Source organism: Streptomyces sp. NPDC005774 (assembly GCF_042871645.1).
In the GTDB taxonomy this organism is placed as follows: domain Bacteria; phylum Actinomycetota; class Actinomycetes; order Streptomycetales; family Streptomycetaceae; genus Streptomyces; species Streptomyces pratens.
Map to the genome: position 1 here is coordinate 225,904 of NZ_JBIAIV010000005.1, position 24,090 is coordinate 249,993.

The window sequence follows — 24,090 nt, forward strand, 5'->3', positions numbered from 1 at the left end:
GCTCACGCGACCGCGTCGACGCTGCCGTCCCCACCGCGGACGATCACCAGGAACGTGTCGGTCGCGAGGTCCATGACGACCTCGGCGAGCAGGCCCTCCATGCGCCGCGCCCGCGCGAACTCCTCCGCGGGCCAGGACCCGCGCGGTCCACCCGCGGGAAAGCGTTCAAGCACCGTTCGCCCGTTCACCTGCTGCCTCTCATTCGGCGTTGCACTCGTAGAGTGAAACGCCGACGGCGGGAGAACGCCTCGCTCAATGACGCTACTGAGACGTGGCCGACACCCGTTCACCATCAGGAGTGGGTGAACTCCCCGCTCTCTCGGACATGCGGTCACCATCCGTACGAGGTTCCGTACTCATCGCACTCATCGCATTCGCCTTACCCGTCTTACCCGTCTTACCCGTCGTACTCGTCGTACTCGTCGTACTCGTCGTGATAGCGGACGCGCTCGCTGCCCGCCGGGGCCCCGAAGGCCGACGCGCGCCCCTCGGGTTCCTCCCACTCCTCCTGCCTGCCGAGCGCCGTGAGGTCCAGCAGGGTGGTGGTCGAGCCGATTCCGTCGAGGCCGCGTCCGTAGGTCGAGTACGTGTGGAAGACGCGGTCCCCGTCCCGCAGGAAGCAGCTGAGGCCCGGCCGCTCGACCAGCTCTCCATCACGCTCGAGGGTGACCTCGAAGTCCTCGTTGAAGTCGTCGGCGTAGGAGGAGTACCAGGGCAGCGTCCAGCCCATCCGCGCCTTGAACGGAAGGATCTTCGGGTACGGCGCCCGGGAGACGGCCGCGAAGGTGGTGTCCCGGGCCTTCAGATGGGCGAGGTGTCCGATCTGGTCCAGGAACCCGGAGCAGCTGCGGCACCCGGCGTCCCACTCGGGCGCGAACATGAAGTGGTGGACGACGAGCTGCCGCCGCCCCTCGAACAGATCGGGCAGCGTGGCCTTGCCGTCGCCGCCCTCGAACGCGTACTCCCGGTCGATCCCGACCATGGGCAGCCGGCGCCGCTCGGCGTTGAGCGCCTCCTTCGCGCGGGTGACGACCTTCTCCTTGACCAGCAGTTCCGCACGCGCCGCGCGCCAGTCCGCGCGCGAGACGATCTCCGGAAGTGACATGGTTCCTCCTGTGCAACGGTCCCGTTGCAAGAGGTGACCGGCGCCGGCACCGGAACTCATCGGAACCCGCCCGCCCGGTTCCAAGATTCTTTCGAACCGCCCGCTCACCCGCCGCTCACCCGGTGACGGACAGCTCCGGCAGCCGGACCCCGACGTGCTCGCGGCGCTCCGCGAGGGCGTCCCGCAGTTCGGTGAGCTGCTCGACATGACGGGCGTCGAGCCGTCCCGTGTCGTCGAGGTGGACGGCGCAGGCGGTGGTGGTGTCGACGAGTCGTTCGAGGAGGGCGGCGACCTCGTCCGCGCCGTCGGCGTGCCGGGCGAGCGCGGGGAGTTCGGCGGAGGCGAGCGCGATGGCGCCGCGAGCCTCGGCGAGGGCGCGGTAGGCCTCCCGGCGCAGGGTCCAGCGTGCGGCGCGGTCGCCGGACGCGCCGAGCACATGGGTGAGGTACGCGTGCGCGGCGTCCCCCGCTTCCGTGAGCCGGACCCGGATGGCGCCGCCGCGCCGCACGGGCATCGGCAGGTGTCCGATGACGAGCACGATGGCGCAGGCCAGCAGTGTCTCGCCGATCCGTGCCACGGAGGCCTGCGGTTCACCGCCCACCATCACCAGGGCGAGCACGAGCACGGTGATGACGGTGGTCTGCGCGGCGAAGTGCCGCGCGGCGACCGGGATGAGCGCCCCGCTGACCGCCACCAGCGCGATGAGCCCTTCGGGCCGGGGCAGCACGGCGGCGAACCCGGCGAACAGGAGCGCCCCGAGCACGGTTCCGGCAGCTCGGTTCAGCACCCGGGAGGCGAGCGGTCCGAGGTCGGGCTTGACGAGGAAGACGGCGGTGACGGGCAGCCAGTACCAGTGCTCGTGCTGCCCGTACCAGCGGGCGTGGTACAGGGCCTGGGCGACGGCGACGCTCACGCCGAAGCAGAGGGCGACCCGCAGGCCGTACTCCTGTCCTCGGGTGCCGAGGAGGGTACGGGTAAAAGCGGCGCGGGGCCGGCGGCGCGTGTGCAGGTCGCCGCCGTCGGCCCGGTCGAAGGCAACGGCGGCGCGCAGGAGGGCGTCGTCGAGGGCTCGCAGCGCGGGGACGGACCGGGAGGGTGCGGGTAGCGGCCCGCCGGGGGCACCGCCGCGTACGGCGACGGCGAGCCGTCGGGGCCCTTCGGACGCGCGAGCCGGTACGGCCTCCCCGGCCCAGGCCAGCGCGGTCGCGGCCTCGGCCAACGGCAGCGCGGCGGCGTACTGCGCGTGCAGCCGCCGCTCGGCCCCGGAACTGGCGTACCGCCGCAGCCGGGGCCCGGCCAGCACGTCCTGCGCATGGTCGAGGGCGGCGGTGAGCGCGGCGCGCCGCGCGATGGCGGTGGGTGAGCCGGTGGCGTCGAGCAGCGCGGCGACGGCCTCGTACACGCGGGCGACGGCGGCCCGCTCCCCGTCGAAGCGGAAGTCGAGCCGGAGGTCGCCCGCGCGGGAGCCCGGTGTGGGCAGCGCCAACCGCAGCAGGAGCAGCCACGCGGCTCCGGCGAGGAAGGCGAGCGCCCGCTGCCACCCGGTTTCGGGCAGGGGCATCCCGGCTCCGACGGCGGCCCCGACGAGCAGCTGCGTCCCGGCGGAGGAGCCGACGGGGCCCAGCGCACTGACCGCGCCGGCGACCAGCCCGCACCCGGTCAGTATCAGCGTCAGCAGCACGGCCGGGACGTGGCCCCCCGCGTACGTCCCGACGAGGAGCCCGGCCGCCCCGGCGAGCGCGGGCACTCCGATCCGGCTGACGGAGACGCGCCGGCTGCCCGGCCGGTCGTTGAGCCCGGCGAACATGGCACCGATGGCGACGACGACGCCGAGGGTGGGCCGCCCGGCGAGCACGGCGGCGACCAACAGGGGCCCGCCGCCCAGCGCCCCCCGCGTGACCGCGCTCCACGGGACCGGCCCGCGCTGGGAGCGCAGGGCGTGGGCGAGCCACAGAGGTACGGCGGGCGTGGTGCGGGACACGGTGCTCCAGTCGTCACGTCGGGGGCGGGCGGGCTCGCGGGCGACGGTGACCGGGCTGGGGACGCGGTGTCCACCGTAGGCGGAGTTGTCGGAGGAAAGGGAACGGTCCCGTTTCCGGGAGGTGACGATGCGAGCGAGGGGCGCTTTCCTGAGGGAACACGGCCCGCGACGCGCTTGTTCCATCGGATTCCCGTAGGGCCGGGGCCGCTCGTCCCTCCCCTGGGCCTGGTCCACCTCGAAAAGCCGCCGGGCGGGAAGCCCACGGCGGTGAAGGTCGCTAAGGCGTCGGTGGTCGGCTCGGAGACCGGCCGCGGTCGCCCGAGGCCGCGGTGCGGCGAGAAAAGGTGCGGCGGCCGCGCACCCTCGCTTCCAGACCCGCCCGGCCGCCGGTCGCCGTCGCAGTCCTCGTAGGCATGCCGGTGCCCCGTGACCCAGGTCAGCGGTCACGGGGCACTGCGACGCTCTTCGCTTCTACGTGGCGTGCCGAGCGGCGAACCCGACGAAGTCCGCCCACGCCTCCGGCGCGAGGCTGGCCATGGGGCCAGTCTTGTCCTTCGAGTCGCGCACATACAGGACGCCGCTCCCAGCAGCCACCTCGACGCACTGACCTCCATCGCCGGCGCTGTAACTGCTCTTGAACCACGCCAAACCATCGACGTTGGACCTGGCCTTGTCCCCGCTCATCTCTCTCCCAGCAACTTCTCGATCAACGCAAGCGAATCTGCCGGAGTGAGGGCCTGCGCGCGAAGGATTCCGTACGTGTGCTCAAGACCTCGTACCTTCTGACGCTCTGTGTGGACACGGCTATCGCCTTGCACTTCCGTGTAGGCGATCCTCCGCTCATCCCTGGTTTCCATCAAGGTGAACGGGCCAGCCAGTCCCGCCCGCTCCCTGCACAGCTTCGACTGCCGCCCGAAGACGTGCAGGATGCCCGCACTCGCTTCCTGCTCCTGGCCGTCCACCTGCTGTCGCTGTTCCTCCACGCCCGGCACCTCCCGTACCTACTCACCGCCGGACACCCCGCACCGTCATCACGTACGCAACCAACCCGCCCCGCAGGAGCCCCGTCACGGATCACCCCGTGTACAAGCCCCGCCTCAGCGACGTACAGCCACCGCCGGTCAGCGCGTCACGCCTGCTCAACGCTACGCACAGTTCGCAATGGTTACTCCATGAAGTCGGCAACTCCCCCACAAAGGCGTACGCCCCAGCCGACCCGCACGTTCGCAATGCAGTTCACGCGGACGCCGGGGAGGGCGGCGAGCCGGTCGGCGGTGGCGTCGAGGAAGGCCTGGTCCGGGAGGGAGGGCACGGCTGCGGATCCTGGCAGAGGGGCGGAGGGGTGTGCGGCGGTCGGGTGGGAACGCTATGGAGGCCGGCCGGGCGGGGCGAGCGAAATAGGGGTGCGGTGACGCGTCCGGGGCCGCATGCTCGGGGGTTGTCCCTCATCGTCCCTGGAAGATCGGAGCCCGCGTGATCCGGCGCGTCACCGTCCCCGGCCTGTTCCCCCCTCCCACGTACTCACACGCCTCCGTCGTCGAGGCGGGCACCAAGCTGGCGTTTCTCGCCGGGTCGGTTCCGCTCGACGCCGACGGGAGGCTCGTCGGGGAGGGGGATCCGGTGCGGCAGGCCGAGCAGGTGCTGGCCAACCTCGAGGAGCAGTTGCGTGCGGTGGGAAGCGACCTGACGCACGTCGTGTCGACGGACGTGTACGTCGTGAGCGGTGGGCCCGCCGCGCTCTCCGCCGTGTGGAACGTCGTCGAAGCGTCCGGGCTGAGTACCGGGCCGCACTCGTCGACCCTGCTCGGTGTGGCCTGCCTCGGTTACCCCGGGCAGCTCGTCGAGATCACCGCGACGGCCGTCGTACCGGACGCGGCGGCGGAGTCATGATCATCGATGATCGGACGGTAACCCTGCGCCGGGCCCTGCCCGCCGACGCCGCCCCCGCGGCCGACGTCTGGCTGCGGTCGTTCGCCGCGGCCCTGCCGGGCGTGGTCCGGCCCCGCTCCGACGACGAGGTGCACGGCTTCTTCCGTCATGTCCTCGTGCCGCTGTGCGAGACGTGGGTGGCGGAGGCGGAGGGCGGGGGCCTCGTCGGTGTGATGGTGCTGGAGGACGAGGAGCTGGCGCAGTTGTACCTCGCCCCCGAGTGGCGCGGGCGCGGGCTGGGCGACCGGTTCGTCGCGCTGGCCAAGGAGCACCGTCCCGAGGGCCTTTCCCTGTGAACCTTCCAGGCCAACGGGCCCGCGCACCGCTTCTACGAGCGGCACGGTTTCGAGGCCGTCGAGTGGACCGAGGGGAGCCGGAACGAGGAGCGGGAGCCGGACGTGCGGTTCGTGTGGCGGACGTAGGGCGGACGTAGGGCGGCCGCCTGCGGGACACCCGCCGCCGTGCGTACGCCGTCAGGCGTCGGCGCGCGCGTACCGGTCCGTCGCCGCCACCAGGGCGGCGTCCCCGACGGCTTCGACGTCGTGGCCGGCTTCGTCGACGACCGTCAGCTCGGCGTCCGGCCAGGCGTGCCGGAGCCGCCAGACGATGCCGAGGAGGTTGCCCAGGTCGAGGCTGCCCTGGACCAGGGTGCCGGGGATGCCCTTCAGCAGATGCGCGTCGCGGAGGACCACGCCCTCGTCGTCGCCCTCTCCGAGGAAGTGGTCGTTGCCCCAGTAGTGGGTGACGGTGCGGGCGAAGCCCCTGCGGAACTCCGGGTCCTGGAAGCGTGCGACCGAGCCCGGCGGCGCGGGGGTGATCGCCGTCTCCCAGTCGGTCCAGGCCCGTGCGGCCCGTTCCCGGACCTCCGGGTCGGGGGACTCGAGCAGCTTGTTGTAGGCGGCGGCGAGGTTGCCGTCGCGTTCGCCGGCGGGAAGTTCGCCGACGAAGCGTTCGAAGGCTTCCGGGAAGATCTTCCCCAACCCGCGGGTCAGGAGGGCCACTTCGGGGTGGGAGCCGGTGGTCACCCCGGTCAGCACCAGTTCGGTCACCACCCCGGGGTGCGTCTGTGCGTACCGCAGTCCCAGCGCCGATCCCCAGGAGATGCCCCACACCAGCCACCTCTCGATGCCCAGGTGGGCGCGCAGCCGCTCCAGGTCGGTCATGAGGTGGGCGGTCGTGTTCACGCTCATGTCGGTGGCGTGGTCGGCCGCGCTCGGTGTCGACCGTCCGGCGCCGCGCTGGTCGAGGAGCACGACGCGGTACGCGGCGGGGTCGAAGAAGCGGCGGAGGCCGGGGCTCGCGCGGCTGCCCGGGCCGCCGTGCAGCACCAGCGCGGGCTTGCCGTGCGGGTTCCCGCAGGTTTCCCAGTACACGTGGTTGCCGTCACCGACGTCGAGCATGCCGTGGTCGTACGGTTCTATGTGCGGATAGAGACCCATCGGGGCACCGTAGCGCTTGGGGCAGGGGTGTTCCCCTCATTTCCGGGTGGGCGCTCCCGCCGCTTCGGCCGCCGTGCGCAGCACCTCCCGCAGCATGGCGGGGGTGAGTTTGCCGGTGAAGGTGTTGCGCTGGCTGACGTGGAAGCAGCCGAAGAGGTGCAGGTCGTCGCCGTCCGGGGCGGGAAGCGTGACATGGGCGCCGTGCGCGAAGGCCGGGCGGGGGCGGGGTACGGTCCAGCCCGCCTCGGCGAACGCGGGCAGGGCGGCCTGCCATCCGAAGGCGCCGAGGACGAGCGCGGCCCGCACCGTCGGCCGCAGGAGCCGCAGCTCCTGGACCAGCCAGGGCCGGCAGGTGTCCCGTTCCGCGGGGGTCGGTCTGTTGGCGGGCGGGGCGCAGTGCACGGGCGAGGTGATGCGTACGCCGTGCAGTTCCAGCCCGTCCCCGGAATGTGTGGAGGTGGGCTGCGAGGCGAGCCCGACGTCATGCAGAGCCTCGTACAGCACGTCTCCGGAACGGTCTCCGGTGAACATCCGCCCGGTGCGGTTGCCGCCGTGCGCGGCGGGCGCCAGTCCGATGATCAGCAGCCTGGCGTCCGGTGGCCCGAATCCCGGCACCGGCCGTCCCCAGTACGTCCAGTCGGCGAACGCGGCGCGTTTGGTACGGGCGACCTCCTCCCGCCAGTCCACCAGCCGTGGGCAGGCACGACAGCCGGTGATACGCCGGTCGAGAGCGGAGAGGCTCGGTGAGTCGTGTGCGCCGGAGGGGGTGAGGGAATCGGGGAGGCCGTGGAAGTCGGGGAGGCCGCTGGGGTCCATGACTCCACGGTAGGACGGGCCGCCCAGCCGTCCCTGGCCGACGGCGTCCGCAAGCCCGCAGGGCCGGCCGACCGGCACCGACGGCCCTCGGGCCGCTCGGCCGGCTCCAAGGCGGCGGCCGAAATCCCTTCTCACCGGGCCGCCCCGGAGGGCTAAGGTCGGGACCATGGCTTCTGAGGGTGCGGAGTACGGCAGGACGCGTGGCGGCGGAGACCCCGCGAAGGGGGCGGCCCCCGCACAGGAAACCGCTCCCGCGCCACCGTCCGCGCGCGCTGCCGGGTCCTCCCCCGGCTCGGGCGGGACAGCCGCCCCGGACCCGGAGACCGCCGCCGCCGTGGCGGCTGCCGAGGCCGCCGGGCCGAAGAGCGGCGAGCGCGTCCGGACCGACAGCTGGATCTGGGCCGTACGCCTGCTCAAGACCCGTTCCCTCGGCGGCGCCGCCTGCCGTGGCGGTCATGTGCGCGTGAACGGTGAGCGGGTGAAGCCCGCGCACTCGCTGCGCGTCGGCGACGAGGTGCGTCTGCGGCACGAGGGCCGGGAACGGGTCGTCGTCGTCAAGCGCCTGATCCGCAAGCGGGTGGGCGCCCCGGTCGCGGTCCAGTGCTACGTCGACAACTCCCCGCCGCCCCCGCCCCGCGACGCCGTCGCCCCGGCCGGCATCCGGGACCGCGGCGCGGGCCGCCCGACCAAGCGCGACCGCCGTGAACTGGAACGCCTCCGCGGCCTGGGTGGCTCGGGAGGCCTGAGCGGCCCTGACCTCCCCGGCTCCCTCGAAGGACCCGACGCACCGGCCGAGGCCGGTGGCCATGGCCGGCGGCCGGCCTCGAAGAACCCGAAGAGCGCGAAGAAACGGCAGCGGCCCTGAACGACCGGCGCCGCACGGTGCCGGGGACGGTCCCTGGGCCCGGACCGAACCTGTGGCGCCCCGGACGCCCCCGGGGGCACTCCCCTCATGCCGGCCGGGGCGACGGCGTCGCGGGGCGGGGGCGGAACTCCCGGGTTTCCCCTCAGTCCGCGGTCGCCGCCGCCACCGCCCTCACCCACATTCCGTCCTCCGTCAGGTACCGGTCCACGCGCAGTCCTTCCTCCCCCAGTGCCTCCTCGAACTGTTCTTTCGTCAGCGGTCGCGACCGGAACGTCTGCGTCCACACCGCGTCCGGGAACACGTACCGCGCGTGTACCGCGTCGACCCCGTCGCCGGCCGGCTCGGCCGACACGATCCGCACAGTGAAGCCCGCCGGGTCCACCCGCTCGCGCGGCACGTTCGTGTGGTAGTCCTCGCCCTCCCGCTGGATCAGTACGCACCCTCCCTTCGCCAGGTGCCGCACGCAGGTGCGCAGCAGTCCCCGCCGCACCTCCGCGTCGCCCGCGTGCACCAGGAACGACGCGAGCAGCACCACGTCGAACGTCTCGTCCAGCCGCAGCCTCTCTATCGGGCCGCATATGGTCCGTGCTCCGCGCACGCGCTCCAGCATCTCGGCGGACTCGTCCACGGCCGTCACCCTGAATCCGCTCTCCAGCAGCGCGTGGGTCATCCTCCCCACCCCGCTGCCCAGCTCCAGGACGCTCGCGCCGGCCGGCACGGCGGCGGCGACGATGTCCGGCTCGTCCCCGACGGGCAGCCGTGTATACAGCTCCACCGCACAGCCGTCCGGGGTGATCGCCCCGGGCCCCGTCCCCTCGTATCCCTCACGCATTTCCAGCTTCATGCCCGTCCAACGGACCGGATCCGCACACCCGTTCCCACACCTCTCCGGTTTCACCCGACCGAGTGACTGCAACCCCTCCGGAAGAGGCCGGCGGCCGTTGTCGGCGGTCCGGCGTACGGTGGAAGCAGAATGGGCGGTGACGGAATGCGTACAGGCAGTGAGCCGAGGACCGCGCGCAGTGCGCTGCGCATGCGGTTCTGGCTGAGCGTGTGGGGCGAGATCTGGACGATCGCCGGAACAGTGGCGTTCGCGATCGCCGACCACCCGGGCTGGGCGCTCATCTGCGGGCTGCTGTGGCTGGTCGTCACCGTCGATCTGATCGTGGTCGTGCGGCACCTGCGCCAGGGATCGCACTACCAGCCGGGCCGCGACGTGCCACCGTACGAACCGCCCCGGGACGCGATGTGACCTTCGGGGGACGGTCTGCCGCCCCCTCCCCTGAGAAGGCAGACCCCGCGACCGGGGCCGGGCGGAGTCCTCTCGGATGCCCGGCCGTCCTCTCGCTTCCGCCTCGGTCGTCTCGTTTCCGCCTCGGTCGTCGTCGGATCAGTCGTCGTCGAACCGTGCGGCCTTCAGGTATTCCGGGTTCGGGTCCAGGGCGGCGGCCAGCCGGAAGTGGCGCCTGGCGGGGTCGGGCCGGCTCTGCCGCTGGTAGGTGCGGGCGAGCGCGAAGTGCGCGAAGGCGTTGTCCGGCTCGCGCTCCAGGACTATGGAGAACTCGAGCTCCGCCGGACGCAGCTGGGCCGCCGCGAAGAAGGCACGCGCGCGCAGCAACCGCGCGGCCGTGTTCTCCGGATACGCGTCGATGACCCCGTCGAGCAGCTTCACCGCACCCCGCGGGTCCCTCGAGGCAAGCAGGTGCTCAGCGGCACGGAAGTCGATGACGTGCGTCTCCGGCGTACGTCCGGTCGAACCACTGCTCTTGGGCACAGCTGCATCCTTCCCTCGCCGAACCGGTTCAACGCCCCGGCCGGGGGCCCCTATTCCTGCGCGGGCCGCCGGTCCGCCCCCGCCCGGCGTACGAGCTCGGCCCATATGTCCTTCACCCGCCGCGCCAGCTCGTCCAGGGGCACGTCGTTGTCGATGACGATGTCCGCGATCTCCCGGCGCTGCTCGCGTGTCGCCTGGGCGGCCATCCGCGCGCGGGCGTCCTCCTCGCTCATGCCGCGCCGGCCGACGAGCCGCTCGAGCCGGGTCTCGGTGCTCGCGTCGACCACGATCACGAGGTCGTAGAGGGACGCGAGGCCGTTCTCCGTGAGGAGGGGTACGTCGTGGACGACGACGGCGTCCTCGGCGGCGGCTTCCTCCAGCTCCCGGGAGCGGGCGCCCACCAGGGGGTGGACGATCGAGTTGAGAAGGGCGAGCTTCCCTTCGTCGGCGAAGACGATCGCGCCGAGCCCCGGCCGGTCCAGGCTGCCGTCCTCGGTGAGGATCTCCTCGCCGAAGGCCGCCACGACCGCCGCGAGACCGGGTGTCCCCGGCGCGACGGCCTCACGCGCGATGCGGTCCGCGTCGATCAGTACGGCGCCGCACTCGACGAGCAGCCGAGACACCTCGCTCTTGCCGGCACCGATCCCGCCGGTCAGTCCCACCGTCAGCATGTCCGAAAGCTTAGGGCCTGCCGTCGTCGGCGCCCCGGGCGGGAGCGGCGCGTAACGCCGGGCGGGCCGGGACTCCGGCGTCCCGGCCGTTTCAGAGGTCGCCTTCGCGCTCCGCCAGGAACCGCTCGAACTCGAGCCCGATCTCGTCCGCCGACGGGATGTCCACCGGCTCGGCGAGCATGTTGCCCCGGGTTTCGGCACCCGCGGCGGCGTCGTACTGGTGCTCGAGGCCCTGGATGAGGGCCGTGAGTTCCTCGTCGCCCTCCCGCACCTGACGGTCGATCTCGGTCTGGGTACGGTGGGCGTCGGTGCGCAGGGAGTGCGCCACGCCGGGCAGGACCAGGCCGGTGGCGGCCGTGATGGTCTCCAGGACGGTCAGCGCCGCGTCCGGGTACGCGGAGCGGGCGATGTAGTGCGGCACGTGCGCGGCGACTCCGAGCACGTCGTGTCCGGCCTGCATGAGCCGGTACTCGACGAGAGCCTCGACGCTGCCGGGCACCTGCGCCTCCTCGAAGGGGCTGTTGTGGGCCGCCGGGACGAGGTCGGTACGGTTTCCGTGCGGGGTGATGCCCACGGGGCGGGTGTGCGGGACTCCCATGGGGATGCCGTGGAAGTTCACGGCCAGGCGGACGCCGAGCCGCTCCACGATCTGTCGCACCGCTGCGGCGAACCTCTCCCACTCCACGTCCGGCTCCGGCCCGGACAGCAGCAGGAACGGCGCTCCGGTGGCGTCCTGGACCAGCCGTACCTCGAGCGTGGGCACCTCGTAGTCGGTCCAGCGGTCACGGGTGAAGGTCAGCAGAGGGCGACGGGCCCGGTAGTCGACGAGCCGGTCGTGGTCGAACCGGGCGACGACCTGGTGGGTCAGCGAGTCGAGCAGTCGCTCGGCGATCTGGTCGCCGGCCTCGCCCGCGTCGATGTATCCGTCGAAGTGGTAGAGCATGACGAGACCGGCCGATTCCTGGGCGAGCGCCATGTCGACGACTGCCAGCCCTTTCGGCTCCCATGCGTACAAACCCTGCGGATCAAGCACAGTGACCGCCCCTCCTCCTGTTTCCCCATGGACAACGTGACGCGCGGCACCGGCATTCCCGGGTGAGGGCAACTCCCTGAGGGGCGTGGGGCTGTGTCGACCTGCGGCTCCGCCGCGCGGGCGTGACAAGCCCTCACCGACCCGCAGCACCCCCGGCCCCGAAGCGCAGCACTGAGGGGCCGCACCTCGAAAGGTACGGCCCCTCAGTCACCGGCTAATCCTCAGCGGAAGGGGGTCCCCCCGCTGGGGGAGTTCAGCTCTGGCCGCCGGCCAGCTTCTCGCGCAGCGCGGCCAGCGCCTCGTCCGAAGCCAGGGCGCCGGAGTTGTCGCCGCCCTCGGAGGAGTACGAGCCGCCGCCGCCACCGCCGCCGGACGCGGCCGGAGCCGCACCCGCGGTGTCGACACCCTCGGCAGCAGCCTTCTCGTCCGCCTCGCGGGACTTGATGACCTGCGCCTGGTGCTGCTCGAAGCGGGACTGCGCCTCGGCGTACTGGGTCTCCCACACCTCGCGCTGGGTCTCGTAGCCCTCGAGCCAGTCGTTGGTCTCGGGGTCGAAGCCCTCGGGGTAGATGTAGTTGCCCTGGTCGTCGTAGGACGCGGCCATGCCGTACAGCGTCGGGTCGAACTCGACCACCGACGGGTCGGCACCGAAGGCCTCGTTGGCCTGCTTCAGCGAGAGGCTGATGCGGCGGCGCTCGAGGTCGATGTCGATGACCTTGACGAAGATCTCGTCGTTGACCTGGACGACCTGCTCCGGGATCTCCACGTGGCGCTCGGCCAGCTCGGAGATGTGGACCAGACCCTCGATGCCCTCGTCCACGCGGACGAACGCACCGAACGGAACCAGCTTCGTGACCTTGCCGGGCACGACCTGGCCGATCTGGTGGGTGCGGGCGAACTGCTGCCACGGGTCTTCCTGAGTCGCCTTCAGCGACAGGGAGACACGCTCACGGTCCATGTCGACGTCGAGGACCTCGACGGTGACTTCCTGACCGACCTCGACGACCTCGGAGGGGTGGTCGATGTGCTTCCAGGACAGCTCGGACACGTGCACCAGGCCGTCGACGCCACCCAGGTCCACGAAGGCACCGAAGTTGACGATCGAGGAGACGACGCCGGAGCGCACCTGACCCTTCTGGAGGGTGGTGAGGAACGTCTGGCGGACCTCGGACTGGGTCTGCTCCAGCCAGGCACGGCGGGACAGGACCACGTTGTTGCGGTTCTTGTCCAGCTCGATGATCTTCGCCTCGAGCTCCTTGCCCACGTAGGGCTGGAGGTCGCGGACACGGCGCATCTCGACCAGGGAGGCCGGGAGGAAGCCACGGAGGCCGATGTCGAGGATGAGACCACCCTTGACGACCTCGATGACGGTACCCGTGACGATGCCGTCCTCTTCCTTGATCTTCTCGATGGTGCCCCAGGCGCGCTCGTACTGGGCGCGCTTCTTCGAGAGGATCAGGCGGCCTTCCTTGTCCTCCTTCTGGAGAACAAGGGCTTCGATCTCGTCACCGACGGCGACGACCTCATTGGGGTCGACGTCGTGCTTGATCGAGAGCTCGCGGCTCGGGATGACACCTTCGGTCTTATAACCGATGTCGAGCAGGACCTCGTCCCGGTCGACCTTCACGATGACGCCGTCGACGATGTCGCCGTCGTTGAAGTACTTGATCGTCTCGTCGATCGCGGCGAGGAAGGCTTCCTCGTTACCGATGTCGTTGACCGCAACCTGCGGGGTGGTGGCGGTGGTCTCGGTGCTGCTCGTCATGTGGGAAAGGGCTCCGGTACGGACAGTGAGTCGTAGGTACTGCTACGCCGAAGCCCGTTTCGCTCTGCAGAAGCCGGACAGCTCAGGAAGCGCCGTTCCAGACACCGGGTGCCCGGTGGCGCCTCGACAGCCGAGGGGACATACAACAGACGCGAGCACAACCTGCTATGTCTGAGGTGCGCAGGCTCGCAGCGCAACTTGTAGCATACGGGTGCAGCCGGGCGGGGTCAATGCGCGAAGCCCCCCACCCGGGGCGGATCGCCGCATAACCGGCACAATTCCCCCGTCCGGGGGTAGAGCCGCACGTCAGATGCCACCTTGAGGCCACGCGGAACCCACCACCGCAGGACACCGCGCCCCCTGTGGCGACAGCCGGGGCGACTGGACGGAAGAGTACGACGATGGAGCCGATCATCCAAGAGCCCGAAGGCCCCGAACCCGAGGCGACCCGACGGGACGCCGGCATCACCGAGAGCGCCCGCGCCAACCGGGGCTGGTGGGACCGCAACGCGGACGAGTACCAGGTCGAGCACGGCACGTTCCTCGGTGACGACCGCTTCGTGTGGTGCCCCGAGGGACTGGACGAGGTGGAGGCGGAGCTGCTCGGCCCGCCGGAGGAACTGAAGGACCGCGCCGTCCTGGAGCTCGGCGCCGGCGCGGCCCAGTGCTCGCGCTGGCTGGCCGCGCAGGGCGCGCGTCCGGTGGCCCTGGACATCTCGCACCGGCAGCTTCAGCACGCGCTGCGCATCGGCGGCCCGTTCCCGCTGGTGTGCGCGGACGCGGGCGTGCTGCCGTTCGCGGACGGCTCCTTCGACCTGGCCTGCTCGGCGTACGGGGCGCTGCCCTTCGTCGCCGACCCGCGGCTCGTGCTGCGCGAGGTGCACCGGGTGCTGCGGCCCGGCGGCCGGTTCGTCTTCTCCGTCACCCATCCCATCCGTTGGGCGTTCCCGGACGAGCCCGGCCCGGAGGGACTGAGCGTCTCCGGGTCGTACTTCGACCGCACCCCCTACGTGGAGGAGGACGAGCAGGGCCGCGCGGTGTACGTCGAGCACCACAGGACGCTGGGCGACCGGGTCCGCGACGTCGCTGCCTCGGGCTTTCGGCTGGTGGACCTGGTGGAGCCCCGGTGGCCGGAGTGGAACAGCTCCGAATGGGGCGGCTGGTCCCCGTTGCGCGGCCGCCTGATCCCGGGAACGGCGATCTTCGTGTGCGTACGGGACTGAGGGCGTGATCCGTCACGACGCTCTGGACGCCCTCCCCGTACGCGAGGCGCTCCCCCGGCTGACCGACGCCCTTCGGGAGCGCGGCACCGCCGTCCTCGTCGCGCCGCCCGGCACCGGAAAGACGACCCTGGTGCCGCTGGTGCTGGCGGGGCTGACCGGCGACGGCCCCGCGCGGCGGGTCGTGGTCGCCGAGCCGCGGCGGATCGCGGCGCGCGCGGCGGCCCGGCGGATGGCCTGGCTGCTGGGCGAAAAGCCCGGCGAATCGGTCGGCTTCACGGTGCGCGGGGAGCGGGTGACCGGTCGGCACACGCGTGTGGAGGTCGTCACGACCGGCGTGCTCCTGCAGCGGCTGCAACGCGACCAGGAGCTGACCGGCGTGGACGTCGTGGTGCTCGACGAGTGCCACGAGCGGCATCTGGACGCGGACACGGCCGCGGCGTTCCTGTGGGACGTGCGCGAGACGCTGCGTCCGGAGCTTCGTCTGGTGGCCGCGTCGGCGACGACCGACGCGGCGGGCTGGGCACGGCTGCTGGGGGACGCACCCGTCGTCGAGGCGCGCGGCACGGCGCACCCGGTGGAGGTGGTGTGGGCGCCTCCCGCCCGGCCCCTGCGGCCGCCGCACGGCATGCGGATCGACCCGGCGCTGCTGACGCATGCGGCGTCGGTGGTGCGGCGGGCGCTGGCCGAGCGGGACGGGGACGTTCTGGTGTTCCTGCCGGGCGTGGGCGAGATCTCCCGGGTGGCCGCGCAGTTGGGGACGCTCCCGGACGTCGAGGTGCTCCAGGTGCACGGGCGGGCGCCGGCCGCGGTGCAGGACGCGGTGCTGGCGCCCGGACAGCGGCGCCGGGTGGTGCTGTCGACCTCGGTGGCGGAGTCGTCGCTGACGGTGCCGGGGGTGCGGGTGGTCGTGGACGCGGGCCTCGCGCGTGAGCCCCGGGTCGACCACGCGCGCGGCCTGAGCGCTCTGACGACGGTACGGGCCTCGCAGGCGGCGGGCCGGCAGCGGGCGGGACGGGCCGGGCGCGAGGCGCCGGGTGCGGTGTACCGGTGCTGGGCACAGGCGGAGGACGCCCGGCTGCCGCGGTTCCCCTCCCCCGAGATCAAGGTGGCCGACCTGACGGCGTTCGCGCTCCAGACGGCCTGCTGGGGCGACCCGGACGCCTCCGGGCTCGCCCTGCTCGATCCGCCCCCGGCCGGGGCGATGGCGGCGGCCGGGGCCGTCCTGACCGCGATCGGGGCCGTCGGCGCCGACGGGCGGGCCACCGAGCGGGGCACCCGGCTCGCCCGGCTGGGCCTGCATCCCCGGCTCGGGCGTGCCCTGCTGGACGCGGCGGCGGCCGTGGGCCCCGCACTCGCCGCCGAGGTGGTCGCGCTGATCGGCGAGGAGGCGCCGCGGAGCTACGGGGACGATCTCGCCGGCGCGTTGCGCACCGCGCGGCGCGGGGACGACGCCTACGCGCAGCGGTGGCGTGCCGAGGTGCGCCGGCTGCGCGCGCTCGCCCAGGACGTCTCCGCGCGGGGCACCTCGCAGGGCACCTCGCGGGGCACCTCACAGACGGGCGGCGGCCCGCCGCGCGTGGACGAGATGGACGCGCGGGTGGGGCTGGTCGCCGCGCTCGCGTTCCCCGAGCGGATCGCCCGCGCGGACGGCGGTTCGTATCTGATGCTGTCCGGGACGCGGGCCGAGGCCGGGGCGGGCACCGGGCTGCGCGGCACGCCCTGGATCGCGGTCGCCGCGGCCGACCGGCCCGTGGGGCGGGGGCACGCGCGCGTGCAGCTCGGCGCGGTCGTCGACGAGGCCACCGCGCGGTGGGCGGCCGACGCCCTGCTGGAGACGCGCGAGGAGGTGCACTGGGCCGACGGGGACGTCGTCGCCCGGCGGGTCGAGCGGCTGGGAGCCGTCGAACTGGCCGTACGGCCCCGTACCGACGCGGAGCCCGCGCTCGTACGGGCCGCGCTGTTGGACGGGCTGCGGCGGGAGGGGTTCGGGCTGCTGCGGTGGCCGGCCGGGGCCCCCGTGCTGCGGCAGCGGCTCGCGTTCGTACACCGGCAGGCCGGCGAACCCTGGCCCGACGTGTCCGACGAGGCGCTGCACGCGCGCGTACAGGAGTGGCTGGAGCCGGAGCTGAGCCGCGCCCGGCGCCGGGCCGACCTGGCCCGGATCGACGCCGGGCAGGCCCTTCGCCGGCTGCTGCCGTGGGCGTCCGGGCAGGCTCTCCGCCTGGACGAACTCGCCCCCGAGCGGATCACCGTGCCCAGCGGGTCCGCGGTCCGGATCGACTACTCCGACCCCGGCCGGCCGGTGCTCGCGGTGAAACTCCAGGAGATGTTCGGGCTCCAGGAGTCGCCGCGGGTGGCCGGGGTGCCCCTGCTGGTGCACCTGCTGTCCCCGGCCGGGCGTCCCGCCGCCGTCACCGCCGACCTCGCCTCCTTCTGGAAGGACGGCTACAAGGGCGTACGGGCCGAGCTGCGCGGCCGTTATCCCCGGCATCCGTGGCCCGAGGACCCCGCCGCGGCCGAGCCGACCCGACACACCAACGCGCGGCTCGGGCGGTGACGACCCGCTCCTGCTCCGCCGCCGGGGCGGGGCGGGAGCGCGCGGAGGCGAGGGCGCGCCTACGGACCTCCGGCGGACGGCACAGCGGCACGGGGCGGTGGCACGGGGACGGTGCCAGATTCGATTCCTGGCCCCACCCGGCCCGATGGGGTGTCAGGTCGTGCCGGAGCCGGCACCGTAGCGACGGACCCGGGTGCCCCCTCCGTCGCCGACGGAGGGGGCACCCGGGTCCGCGCGGGGTCCGCGCGGGCGCGCGTGCTGCTACGTGCCGACGGTGGGGTCGGGGGACTCGGTTCCGGCCGCGGCCACGGTGAGTTCGACCGTGAGGGTGGCGCCGCCCGCGGTGGTGATGCGGAGCAGGAAAGTGCCGGTGGTGTCGTCCGCGTACAGCTGAGGCAGCTTCAGCCGGCCGTCCGCGTCCGTCCTGAGGCCGCTCAGGGTGCGTACGGCCTTGTCGTCGGCGTCCTTGAAGTAGGGGCCCTTGTCGTTGACGGCCGGATCGTCGGCCGATGCGATCAGCGTGGCGGTGGCGGCGACCTTGCCGGCGGCGGCGCCGTCGTGAGTGGCCCGTACCTCGACGCGGTGGGCGAACTCGCCGCCCGGCGTGCAGGTCAACGCCTCGTCATCGGTGCGGACGACGGTGTCGGCGACGCGTTCGGTGACGGTGGCCCGGTAGTCGAGGCCGGGCACCACGCGGCCGACGACGGTGGCGCGGACGGTGACGTCGCCGGTCTTCTCACCTGCCCGGAGTGCGGGCGCGACGGCGACACCGGAGCTGTTGGTGAGGACGGTGGCCACGCTCTCACCGCCGGTGAAGGTGGTGTCGGTGTCGCCGATCACGGTGAAGCGGATCCGCACCTTCGCGACGCTCTTGCCCTCGTCCGTCTCCGCGCGGGTACTGATCCGCTCGGTGAACGCCTCGCCCGCCGTCGCGGTGAGCTTGCCGGTGCCGGCGTTCTCCAGGTGGTCCACCCTGTCGGTGGGCGTGGGGACGGTAGGGGGCGGAGTCGTCGGCGGGGGCGTCGACGGCGGTGGAGTCGTGGCCGGGGGCGGAGTCGTCGGCGGAGTCGTGGCCGGTGGGGTGCTCGGTGTGCCGGGCGAGGCCGGCGGCTTGGTAGCGCCGCTGCCCTGCTTGCCGGGCGCGGTGCCGGGCTTCGACGGCCGTGTGTCCGGGGTGGACGGGCTGGTGCCCGGCGTCGACGGGCCGGGGCTCGTGGAGCGGTCGTCGCTGCGGTTGCCGGGCAGGGTGCCGGTGCCGTCCGGGACCTCGTGCGTGCCCTTGCGGTAGTACTCCAGCCATGACAGGACGGTGTTCAGGTACTCCGTGGAGTTGTTGTAGCTGAGGATCGCCTTGTCGAGGTCCGTCCGGTCGGACAGGTCCCAGCCGAAGCGGCACAGGTAGTGGCCGGCCGCCAGCGCGGCGTCGTAGATGTTGTTGGGGTCCTCGCGGCCGTCGTCGTTGCCGTCGCGGGCGGCCCACGCCCAGGTGGACGGGATGAACTGCATGGGACCGACGGCGTTGTCGTAGGCGCTGTTGCCGTCGTACTCGCCGTTGTCGGTGTCCTTGATGAGCGCGAAGCCGTTGCCGTCGAGCTGCGGGCCGATGATCGGGGAGGTCGTGGTGCCGTCGGCGTCGACGCGTCCGCCGCGGGCCTGGCCGGACTCCACCTTGCCGATGGCGGCGAGCAGTTGCCAGGGCAGGTTGCAGGCGGGCTTGGACTCGCGCAGCGCGGCTTCGGCCTTCTTGTAGGCGTCGAGGACGGTCGCGGGTATGCCCGCCTCGGAGGCGCCCGGCGTGACCGTGTCGGAGGTCGCGGACGGCGAGGGGTTGGGGCTGTTCAGCGGCGGCAGGTCCGTGTAGTACGGCGAGTTGCCGGTCGCGCCGGTGTCGTCGGTGCTCGTCCCGGGCTCCGTGGCGGCGCCCGAGGAGGTCCGGCCGTCCTGACCGTCGATCGTCGCGCCTGGAGCCTGGGACGCGGACAGGGCCGCCACCGCGGCCGCCGCCACGGCGGTGGTTGCCGCTCCCTTGCGCAGCCTCCTGCCGAAATGCGCCGCCATAGAGTGAACCCCTCCCCGTGGACGCCGGAGCATCCGTCCGTGTCCGTCACGCTCGCCTGCTGTGACGATCAGCCAGGACCATAAGTTGCACTGATCTGTTGTAACGATTTTTTGTGGCGATCCACTGCGCCGATCTGCCGTGTCGATCTCTCGCGACCCTACGGCACCATCCTTTGCTCGGACACCCGTTCATGCCGGCGTTCACCGGACGGTCACAGCCGTTCCCCCACCGAGCGTGGACGGCCGCGTCGCGCATACTGGGCCCGCCGAGCACCCGGGCCGACGGGCCGGGTCAACTACCTTCCCAAGGAGCCGGGTTGCCTTTCACTCTGAGCCATGCGGTGGCGGTCCTGCCCGCCGTACGCACCGACGGGACCGGCCGGGGACCGTTGGTGCCGGCCGTCCTCGTGGCGGGCAGTCTCGCTCCGGACCTGACCTACTACGCGGCCGGTTTCCTGTCCGGGACAATGGAGTTCGGGGACTTCACACACTCGTTCCCAGGCGTTCTCACCATTGATGTGTGCATCGCCTGGGCTCTGGTGGGGCTCTGGCTCCTGGTCCGCGAACCGCTCGTCGCGCTGCTGCCGCGGCCCCGGCAGGGGAGGACGGCCACCCTGCTGCGCTGCGGCACACCCCGCGCGCGCGTGTGCGCCCCCTTGGCGGCACGCTGGTACGTCTCGGCCATGCTCGGTGCGCTGACGCACGTGGTCTGGGACGAGTTCACGCATCTCGACCGGTGGGGGATGCGGGTCTTCCCCGTCCTGGGGCAGGAGATCGCGGGCTCACCGCTGTACTGGTACCTGCAGTACGGCGGGTCGGCGGTGGCCGCGGTGGTGATCGCCGTGTTCCTGGCCCGGGCACTGCGCCGGGTGACGCCCCGCCCGGGGCCGGCGGGGGTCCCGACGCTGTCCACGGCCGACCGATGGGCGGCCGCCGCGCTGCTCGGCGGCTGCGCGCTGGCGGGGGCCGTCCATCGGGCCTCACGCTGGTGGGACTACTGGGGTGCGACCGCGAAGCCCTGGGAGCTGATCCCCACGGTGTGTTTCGGGGCAGGCGCCGGGCTCGCCCTCGCGCTGCCGGTGTACGCCGTGGCGGTCAGGGCGTGGCGTCCGGCCCCGGCCACCACGGGCCCTGATGACGTGGATACGCGGCGGCCGAGCCGTACGGCCGCACGCTGAGGGTCTCGCCGGCCGCCACGAACACGGTGACGGTACGGACCGGGCGGGGCCGGGGCAGCAGGGTGAGGGCGAGCGTCAGGCAGCCGCGTGCCAGCTCGGCCCACAGCCGCCACTCGAGCGGCTTGCCGGCGCCGGGGCCCGGGAGTCCGGGCCCTTCGCACAGGCCGGGGTGCCAGGGTCCGACGGCGATGTGGCGGCCGAGGTCCGCGGTGGCACGGCGCAGCGTGACGGCGAAGGGGAGGGCGAGGGGGACGGGGGTGCGGGCGGTACTCGCGTCGGCCGCGAAGACCGGAACCGGCGACAGCGCCTCGGGGGTGGGGCCCTCGGCGGCGGCCCTCGGGAATGCCGCTCTGCGGTGAAGCATGCGTATACCCATGCCCCGCATCCTGGCGTCCGGTCCCCTCGACTGCTTGCCCGCCTGGCCCACGCGAGTGAAGCGCCCTCCGGGGGCGGGCCCGTGCGAGGCGGGCACACTCGGGTGTCGCGGCCGTCAAGGACAGCCGTCGGCGGGTGACCGTCAAGCGCGGCCGTCGAACGCGGCCACCCGCCGATGCCACTCACCGAACCCGTCCGCCCCGTCCGTCCTGCGCAGCCGCATCCCGATGAGGCGGAGCGGCGCCACGGAGCACGCCCGCATCAGGGGCGACCGGCGACGGGCGGCGACGGAGAACGCCCTCCGACCGCCCTCCGCCACCGCCCGTCGGTCCTGTCCGTGCCCGGTGCCGTGCCCGGTGCCGTCAGTGTGCCGCCGACTCCCAGTCCGGGCCCGCGCCGACCGAGACGCCCAGGGGGACGCGGAGCCGGACCGCGTCGGCCATCTCCCGGCGGATCAGTTCCTCCGCGGCCGCACGCTCGCCGGGGGCGATCTCCAGGACGATTTCGTCGTGGACCTGGAGAAGCATGCGGGACGTGAGGTCCGCCTCGCGCAGCGCGCGGTCCACGTTCAGCATGGCGATCTTGACGATGTCCGCCGCCGTGCCCTGGATCGGCGCGTTCAGCGCCATGCGCTCGGCCGCCTCGCGGCGCTGACGGTTGTCGCTGTTGAGGTCGGGCAGGTAGCGCCGGCGGCCGAAGAGGGTCGCCGTGTAACCCGTCGCCCGCGCCTCGTCGACCACTCGGCGCAGATAGTCCCGTACCCCGCCGAACCGCTCGAAGTACGCGTCCATCAGGGCGCGGGCCTCGGCCGCCTCGATGTTCAGCTGCTGCGAGAGCCCGAAGGCGGACAGCCCGTACGCCAGCCCGTACGACATCGCCTTGATCTTGCGGCGCATCTCCGCGTCCACCGCGGACCGCTCGACCGCGAACACCTGCGCGGCGGCCGTGGTGTGCAGGTCCTCACCGGAGGTGAACGCCTCGATGAGACCGGCGTCCTCGGAGAGGTGGGCCATCACCCGCAGTTCGATCTGGCTGTAGTCGGCGGTGAGGAGGGATTCGAAGCCCTCACCGACGACGAAGCCCCGGCGGATCGCGCGTCCCTCGTCGGTACGGACCGGGATGTTCTGCAGGTTCGGGTCGGTCGACGACAGGCGGCCGGTGGCGGCGACCGTCTGGTTGAACGTGGTGTGGATACGGCCGTCGGCGGCGATCGTCTTGATCAGGCCCTCGACGGTGACGCGCAGCTTCGCCTGCTCACGATGGCGCAGCATGATCACCGGCAGCTCGTTGTCGGTCCGGCCGGCCAGCCAGGCCAGGGCGTCGGCGTCGGTCGTGTACCCGGTCTTGGTCTTCTTCGTCTTCGGCAGGCCGAGTTCACCGAAGAGGACCTCCTGGAGCTGCTTGGGCGAGCCCAGGTTGAACTCGTGTCCCGCCGCCGCGTGCGCCTCCTTCACGGCCTGCTGCACGGCGCCCGCGAACATCTGCTCCATGGACTCCAGGTGGGCCCGGTCCGCCGCGATGCCGTGCCGCTCCATGCGGGCCAGCAGGATGGACGTCGGCAGCTCCATGTCCCGCAGCAGCTCCGCGGCGCCCACCTCCTCGAGGCGGTCCTCGAAGGCCTCGCCCAGGTCGAGCACCGCACGGGCCTGCACCATCAGCGCCTCGGCCTCGGCGGTCTCGTCCGCGCCGAAGGCCAGCTGGCCGTCGGCCGCGGCGGCAGGCGCCAGTTCGCGATGCAGGTACTCCAGGGACAGCGCGTCCAGGGCGAAGGAGCGGCGGCCCGGCTTGACCAGGTAGGCGGCGAGGGCCGTGTCCATGAAGACGCCCTCGACGCTCCAGCCGTGCTCGGCGAAGACCCGCATCGCACCCTTGGCGTTGTGGAACACCTTGGGCCGGTCCGCGTCGGAGAGCCAGGCGGCGAACGCATGCTCGTCGCCCTCCTCCAGCTCGGCCGGGTCGAACCAGGCGGCCGGTCCGGCGGCCGTGGCCAGGGCGATCTCGGCGACCGAGCCGGCCCCCAGCGCCCAGGTGTCGACGGTGGCGACGCCGAGGGGCCCGGTGGCGTGCTCGGCGAGCCAGCCGGCCAGCTCGCCCGAGCCCAGGACGGTCCCGTCCAGCTCCACACCCTCGGCGACGACCGGGGTGGTCTCGGCCTCCTGCGCTCCGGGGTCGACGGCGAAGAGCCGCTCGCGCAGTGACGGGTTCCTGATCTCCAGGGTGTCCAGGATCATCGCGACGGCCTTGCGGTCGTAGGCGGTCCGCTCCAGGTCGGTGACGCCCTTGGCCAGCTCGACCTGCCGCTCCAGCTCGGTGAGACGGCGGTTGAGCTTGACCGACTCGAGGTGGTCGCGCAGATTCTGCCCGACCTTGCCCTTGACCTCGTCGACCCGTTCGACGAGCTGTGAGAAGGAGCCGAACTGGTTGATCCACTTCGCGGCCGTCTTCTCACCGACACCGGGAATGCCGGGCAGGTTGTCGGACGGGTCACCGCGCAGCGCCGCGAAGTCGGGGTACTGCGCGGGCGTCAGCCCGTACTTCTCGAGCACCTTCTCGGGGGTGAACCGGGTCAGCTCGGAGACACCCTTGGTCGGATACAGCACCGTGGTGCGCTCGGAGACCAGCTGGAAGGAGTCCCGGTCGCCGGTGACGATCAGCACGTCGAAGCCCTCGGCCTCGGCGCGGGTGGCGAGCGTGGCGATGACGTCGTCCGCCTCGAACCCGTCGACGGCGAAGCGCGGGGCGTACATCGCGTCGAGCAGCTCACCGATCAGCTCGACCTGGCCCTTGAACTCGTCCGGGGTCTTGGAGCGGTTCGCCTTGTACTCGGGGAACTCCGCCGAGCGCCAGGTCTTGCGGGAGACGTCGAAGGCCACCGCGAAGTGCGTGGGCGCCTCGTCACGCAGCGTGTTCGCGAGCATCGACGCGAACCCGTAGATCGCGTTCGTCGGTTGTCCCGTCGCGGTGGTGAAGTTCTCCACGGGCAGCGCGAAGAACGCGCGGTAGGCCAGCGAATGCCCGTCCATGAGCATCAGTCGCGGTCGGGCCTCGCCGGAGGTCTGGTCGGTCTTCTTCGCTGCTGTCTCTGCCACGTCCCCGATCCTGCCACGCGCCACCGACACTCGGCCCCGCCCCCGCACCGCCGGACGTCACGGCCACCGCCCGGCCCCGACGATTCCCCACCGCTCTCCCTCACCCGAAGCCGCGCACAATCCCTCGAAACCGTCCGCAACCGTTCACGAGGAATGTCCCCGCCCTCCGCCCCGCCAGGAGCCCGCCGTGGCCGTCACGTCCCGTGCGAGGATTCGGAGCCGTATGTCACAC

The 24,090-nt window shown here is 72.6% G+C and carries 21 protein-coding genes and 2 pseudogenes; 7 read left to right on the top strand and 16 right to left on the bottom strand.

Features of this window, described 5'->3' with window-relative positions:
- Positions 1-2: 2 nt before the first annotated feature.
- The 6 genes and pseudogenes from ACFYQA_RS07600 to ACFYQA_RS07625 all read right to left on the bottom strand — a co-directional run bounded on the left by ACFYQA_RS07600 (position 3) and on the right by ACFYQA_RS07625 (position 4,398).
- Complete coding sequence (locus ACFYQA_RS07600; RefSeq protein ID WP_388912915.1) at positions 3-188, bottom strand: hypothetical protein; 186 nt, start codon at positions 186-188, stop codon at positions 3-5.
- Positions 189-397: 209 nt separating this feature from the next.
- On the bottom strand, positions 398-1,105 hold the full coding sequence (locus ACFYQA_RS07605) for a DUF899 domain-containing protein (RefSeq protein WP_388912918.1): 708 nt from the start codon (positions 1,103-1,105) through the stop codon (positions 398-400).
- 115 nt (positions 1,106-1,220) lie between these two features.
- Positions 1,221-3,086, bottom strand: a complete 1,866-nt coding sequence (locus ACFYQA_RS07610; protein WP_388912921.1) for an FUSC family protein — start codon at positions 3,084-3,086, stop codon at positions 1,221-1,223.
- 471 nt (positions 3,087-3,557) lie between these two features.
- Positions 3,558-3,770, bottom strand: coding sequence for a DUF397 domain-containing protein (locus ACFYQA_RS07615; protein ID WP_388912924.1), 213 nt, complete (start codon positions 3,768-3,770; stop codon positions 3,558-3,560).
- Positions 3,767-3,979: pseudogene (locus tag ACFYQA_RS07620) on the bottom strand (Scr1 family TA system antitoxin-like transcriptional regulator); the annotation flags it as partial. The pseudogene ACFYQA_RS07620 and the gene ACFYQA_RS07615, both read right to left, overlap by 4 nt.
- Positions 3,980-4,251: 272 nt before the next feature.
- The gene (locus tag ACFYQA_RS07625) at positions 4,252-4,398 is read right to left on the bottom strand and encodes a hypothetical protein (protein ID WP_388912927.1); all 147 of its coding nucleotides are present in this window, start codon (positions 4,396-4,398) and stop codon (positions 4,252-4,254) included.
- Positions 4,399-4,559: 161 nt separating this feature from the next.
- Here ACFYQA_RS07625 and ACFYQA_RS07630 point away from each other — a divergent pair, with 161 nt between their 5' ends.
- Together ACFYQA_RS07630 and ACFYQA_RS07635 are read left to right on the top strand one after the other, a co-directional pair.
- Complete coding sequence (locus tag ACFYQA_RS07630) at positions 4,560-4,976, top strand: RidA family protein (protein WP_388912930.1); 417 nt, start codon at positions 4,560-4,562, stop codon at positions 4,974-4,976.
- Positions 4,973-5,437: pseudogene (locus tag ACFYQA_RS07635) on the top strand (GNAT family N-acetyltransferase). Before ACFYQA_RS07630 ends, ACFYQA_RS07635 begins: the two are co-directional and overlap by 4 nt.
- Positions 5,438-5,488: 51 nt before the next feature.
- Here ACFYQA_RS07635 and pip read toward each other — a convergent pair.
- Together pip and ACFYQA_RS07645 are read right to left on the bottom strand one after the other, a co-directional pair.
- Positions 5,489-6,454: a prolyl aminopeptidase gene (gene pip / locus ACFYQA_RS07640; RefSeq protein ID WP_388912933.1), complete on the bottom strand. Its 966-nt coding sequence runs from the start codon at positions 6,452-6,454 to the stop codon at positions 5,489-5,491.
- A gap of 36 nt (positions 6,455-6,490) precedes the next feature.
- Positions 6,491-7,270, bottom strand: a complete 780-nt coding sequence (locus ACFYQA_RS07645) for a uracil-DNA glycosylase (RefSeq protein ID WP_388912936.1) — start codon at positions 7,268-7,270, stop codon at positions 6,491-6,493.
- Positions 7,271-7,436: 166 nt separating this feature from the next.
- On the opposite strand from ACFYQA_RS07645, the gene ACFYQA_RS07650 reads away from it, so the two are divergent.
- Entirely contained in the window at positions 7,437-8,135 is a 699-nt protein-coding gene (locus ACFYQA_RS07650; RefSeq protein ID WP_388912939.1) for an RNA-binding S4 domain-containing protein, read from the top strand.
- 142 nt (positions 8,136-8,277) lie between these two features.
- Here the strand turns inward: ACFYQA_RS07650 and ACFYQA_RS07655 are convergent, their stop codons facing one another.
- Positions 8,278-8,979 (bottom strand): class I SAM-dependent methyltransferase, encoded by a 702-nt coding sequence (locus ACFYQA_RS07655; protein ID WP_388912942.1) that lies wholly within the window; start codon positions 8,977-8,979, stop codon positions 8,278-8,280.
- A 144-nt stretch (positions 8,980-9,123) separates the two neighbouring features.
- Here ACFYQA_RS07655 and ACFYQA_RS07660 point away from each other — a divergent pair, with 144 nt between their 5' ends.
- Entirely contained in the window at positions 9,124-9,387 is a 264-nt protein-coding gene (locus ACFYQA_RS07660; RefSeq protein WP_386398624.1) for a DUF6343 family protein, read from the top strand.
- Positions 9,388-9,525: 138 nt separating this feature from the next.
- Here the strand turns inward: ACFYQA_RS07660 and ACFYQA_RS07665 are convergent, their stop codons facing one another.
- The 4 genes from ACFYQA_RS07665 to rpsA form a co-directional block, all read right to left on the bottom strand.
- A complete protein-coding gene (locus ACFYQA_RS07665; RefSeq protein ID WP_332426677.1) occupies positions 9,526-9,909 on the bottom strand; it encodes a tetratricopeptide repeat protein in 384 nt (127 codons plus the stop codon).
- A gap of 50 nt (positions 9,910-9,959) precedes the next feature.
- Positions 9,960-10,580, bottom strand: a complete 621-nt coding sequence (gene coaE, locus ACFYQA_RS07670; RefSeq protein WP_388912946.1) for a dephospho-CoA kinase — start codon at positions 10,578-10,580, stop codon at positions 9,960-9,962.
- A gap of 91 nt (positions 10,581-10,671) precedes the next feature.
- Complete coding sequence (locus tag ACFYQA_RS07675) at positions 10,672-11,613, bottom strand: PAC2 family protein (RefSeq protein WP_388912949.1); 942 nt, start codon at positions 11,611-11,613, stop codon at positions 10,672-10,674.
- Between the two features lie 253 nt (positions 11,614-11,866).
- The gene (gene rpsA, locus ACFYQA_RS07680) at positions 11,867-13,378 is read right to left on the bottom strand and encodes a 30S ribosomal protein S1 (protein WP_386398633.1); all 1,512 of its coding nucleotides are present in this window, start codon (positions 13,376-13,378) and stop codon (positions 11,867-11,869) included.
- A gap of 401 nt (positions 13,379-13,779) precedes the next feature.
- Here rpsA and ACFYQA_RS07685 point away from each other — a divergent pair, with 401 nt between their 5' ends.
- Together ACFYQA_RS07685 and hrpB are read left to right on the top strand one after the other, a co-directional pair.
- The gene (locus tag ACFYQA_RS07685) at positions 13,780-14,601 is read left to right on the top strand and encodes a class I SAM-dependent methyltransferase (RefSeq protein ID WP_388912952.1); all 822 of its coding nucleotides are present in this window, start codon (positions 13,780-13,782) and stop codon (positions 14,599-14,601) included.
- Positions 14,602-14,605: 4 nt separating this feature from the next.
- Positions 14,606-17,158, top strand: a complete 2,553-nt coding sequence (gene hrpB, locus ACFYQA_RS07690; RefSeq protein ID WP_388912956.1) for an ATP-dependent helicase HrpB — start codon at positions 14,606-14,608, stop codon at positions 17,156-17,158.
- A gap of 261 nt (positions 17,159-17,419) precedes the next feature.
- On the opposite strand, the gene ACFYQA_RS07695 is transcribed toward hrpB, so the two are convergent.
- Positions 17,420-19,216 carry a lytic transglycosylase domain-containing protein gene (locus ACFYQA_RS07695; protein ID WP_388912959.1) on the bottom strand — a complete coding sequence of 599 codons (1,797 nt, stop codon included), beginning with the start codon at positions 19,214-19,216 and terminating at the stop codon, positions 17,420-17,422.
- Positions 19,217-19,533: 317 nt separating this feature from the next.
- Between ACFYQA_RS07695 and ACFYQA_RS07700 the strand changes: the two genes are divergently transcribed.
- On the top strand, positions 19,534-20,394 hold the full coding sequence (locus ACFYQA_RS07700; RefSeq protein ID WP_388912962.1) for a DUF4184 family protein: 861 nt from the start codon (positions 19,534-19,536) through the stop codon (positions 20,392-20,394).
- Here ACFYQA_RS07700 and ACFYQA_RS07705 read toward each other — a convergent pair.
- Positions 20,312-20,770 (bottom strand): hypothetical protein, encoded by a 459-nt coding sequence (locus ACFYQA_RS07705; protein ID WP_388912965.1) that lies wholly within the window; start codon positions 20,768-20,770, stop codon positions 20,312-20,314. The genes ACFYQA_RS07700 and ACFYQA_RS07705 overlap by 83 nt on opposite strands.
- Before the next feature lie 361 nt (positions 20,771-21,131).
- A complete protein-coding gene (gene polA, locus ACFYQA_RS07710; RefSeq protein WP_388912968.1) occupies positions 21,132-23,858 on the bottom strand; it encodes a DNA polymerase I in 2,727 nt (908 codons plus the stop codon).
- Positions 23,859-24,090 lie beyond the last annotated feature (232 nt).

Bases quoted from the DNA above. Each gene is read 5' to 3' on its own strand.
- ACFYQA_RS07660 (WP_386398624.1), top strand. From the start codon at position 9,124: ATGCGTACAGGCAGTGAGCCGAGGACCGCGCGCAGTGCGCTGCGCATG.
- pip (WP_388912933.1), bottom strand. From the start codon at position 6,454: ATGGGTCTCTATCCGCACATAGAACCGTACGACCACGGCATGCTCGAC.
- ACFYQA_RS07655 (WP_388912942.1), bottom strand. From the start codon at position 8,979: ATGAAGCTGGAAATGCGTGAGGGATACGAGGGGACGGGGCCCGGGGCG.
- ACFYQA_RS07605 (WP_388912918.1), bottom strand. From the start codon at position 1,105: ATGTCACTTCCGGAGATCGTCTCGCGCGCGGACTGGCGCGCGGCGCGT.
- ACFYQA_RS07705 (WP_388912965.1), bottom strand. From the start codon at position 20,770: ATGGGTATACGCATGCTTCACCGCAGAGCGGCATTCCCGAGGGCCGCC.
- ACFYQA_RS07650 (WP_388912939.1), top strand. From the start codon at position 7,437: ATGGCTTCTGAGGGTGCGGAGTACGGCAGGACGCGTGGCGGCGGAGAC.
- ACFYQA_RS07695 (WP_388912959.1), bottom strand. From the start codon at position 19,216: ATGGCGGCGCATTTCGGCAGGAGGCTGCGCAAGGGAGCGGCAACCACC.
- ACFYQA_RS07615 (WP_388912924.1), bottom strand. From the start codon at position 3,770: ATGAGCGGGGACAAGGCCAGGTCCAACGTCGATGGTTTGGCGTGGTTC.
- coaE (WP_388912946.1), bottom strand. From the start codon at position 10,580: ATGCTGACGGTGGGACTGACCGGCGGGATCGGTGCCGGCAAGAGCGAG.
- ACFYQA_RS07645 (WP_388912936.1), bottom strand. From the start codon at position 7,270: ATGGACCCCAGCGGCCTCCCCGACTTCCACGGCCTCCCCGATTCCCTC.
- rpsA (WP_386398633.1), bottom strand. From the start codon at position 13,378: ATGACGAGCAGCACCGAGACCACCGCCACCACCCCGCAGGTTGCGGTC.
- ACFYQA_RS07685 (WP_388912952.1), top strand. From the start codon at position 13,780: ATGGAGCCGATCATCCAAGAGCCCGAAGGCCCCGAACCCGAGGCGACC.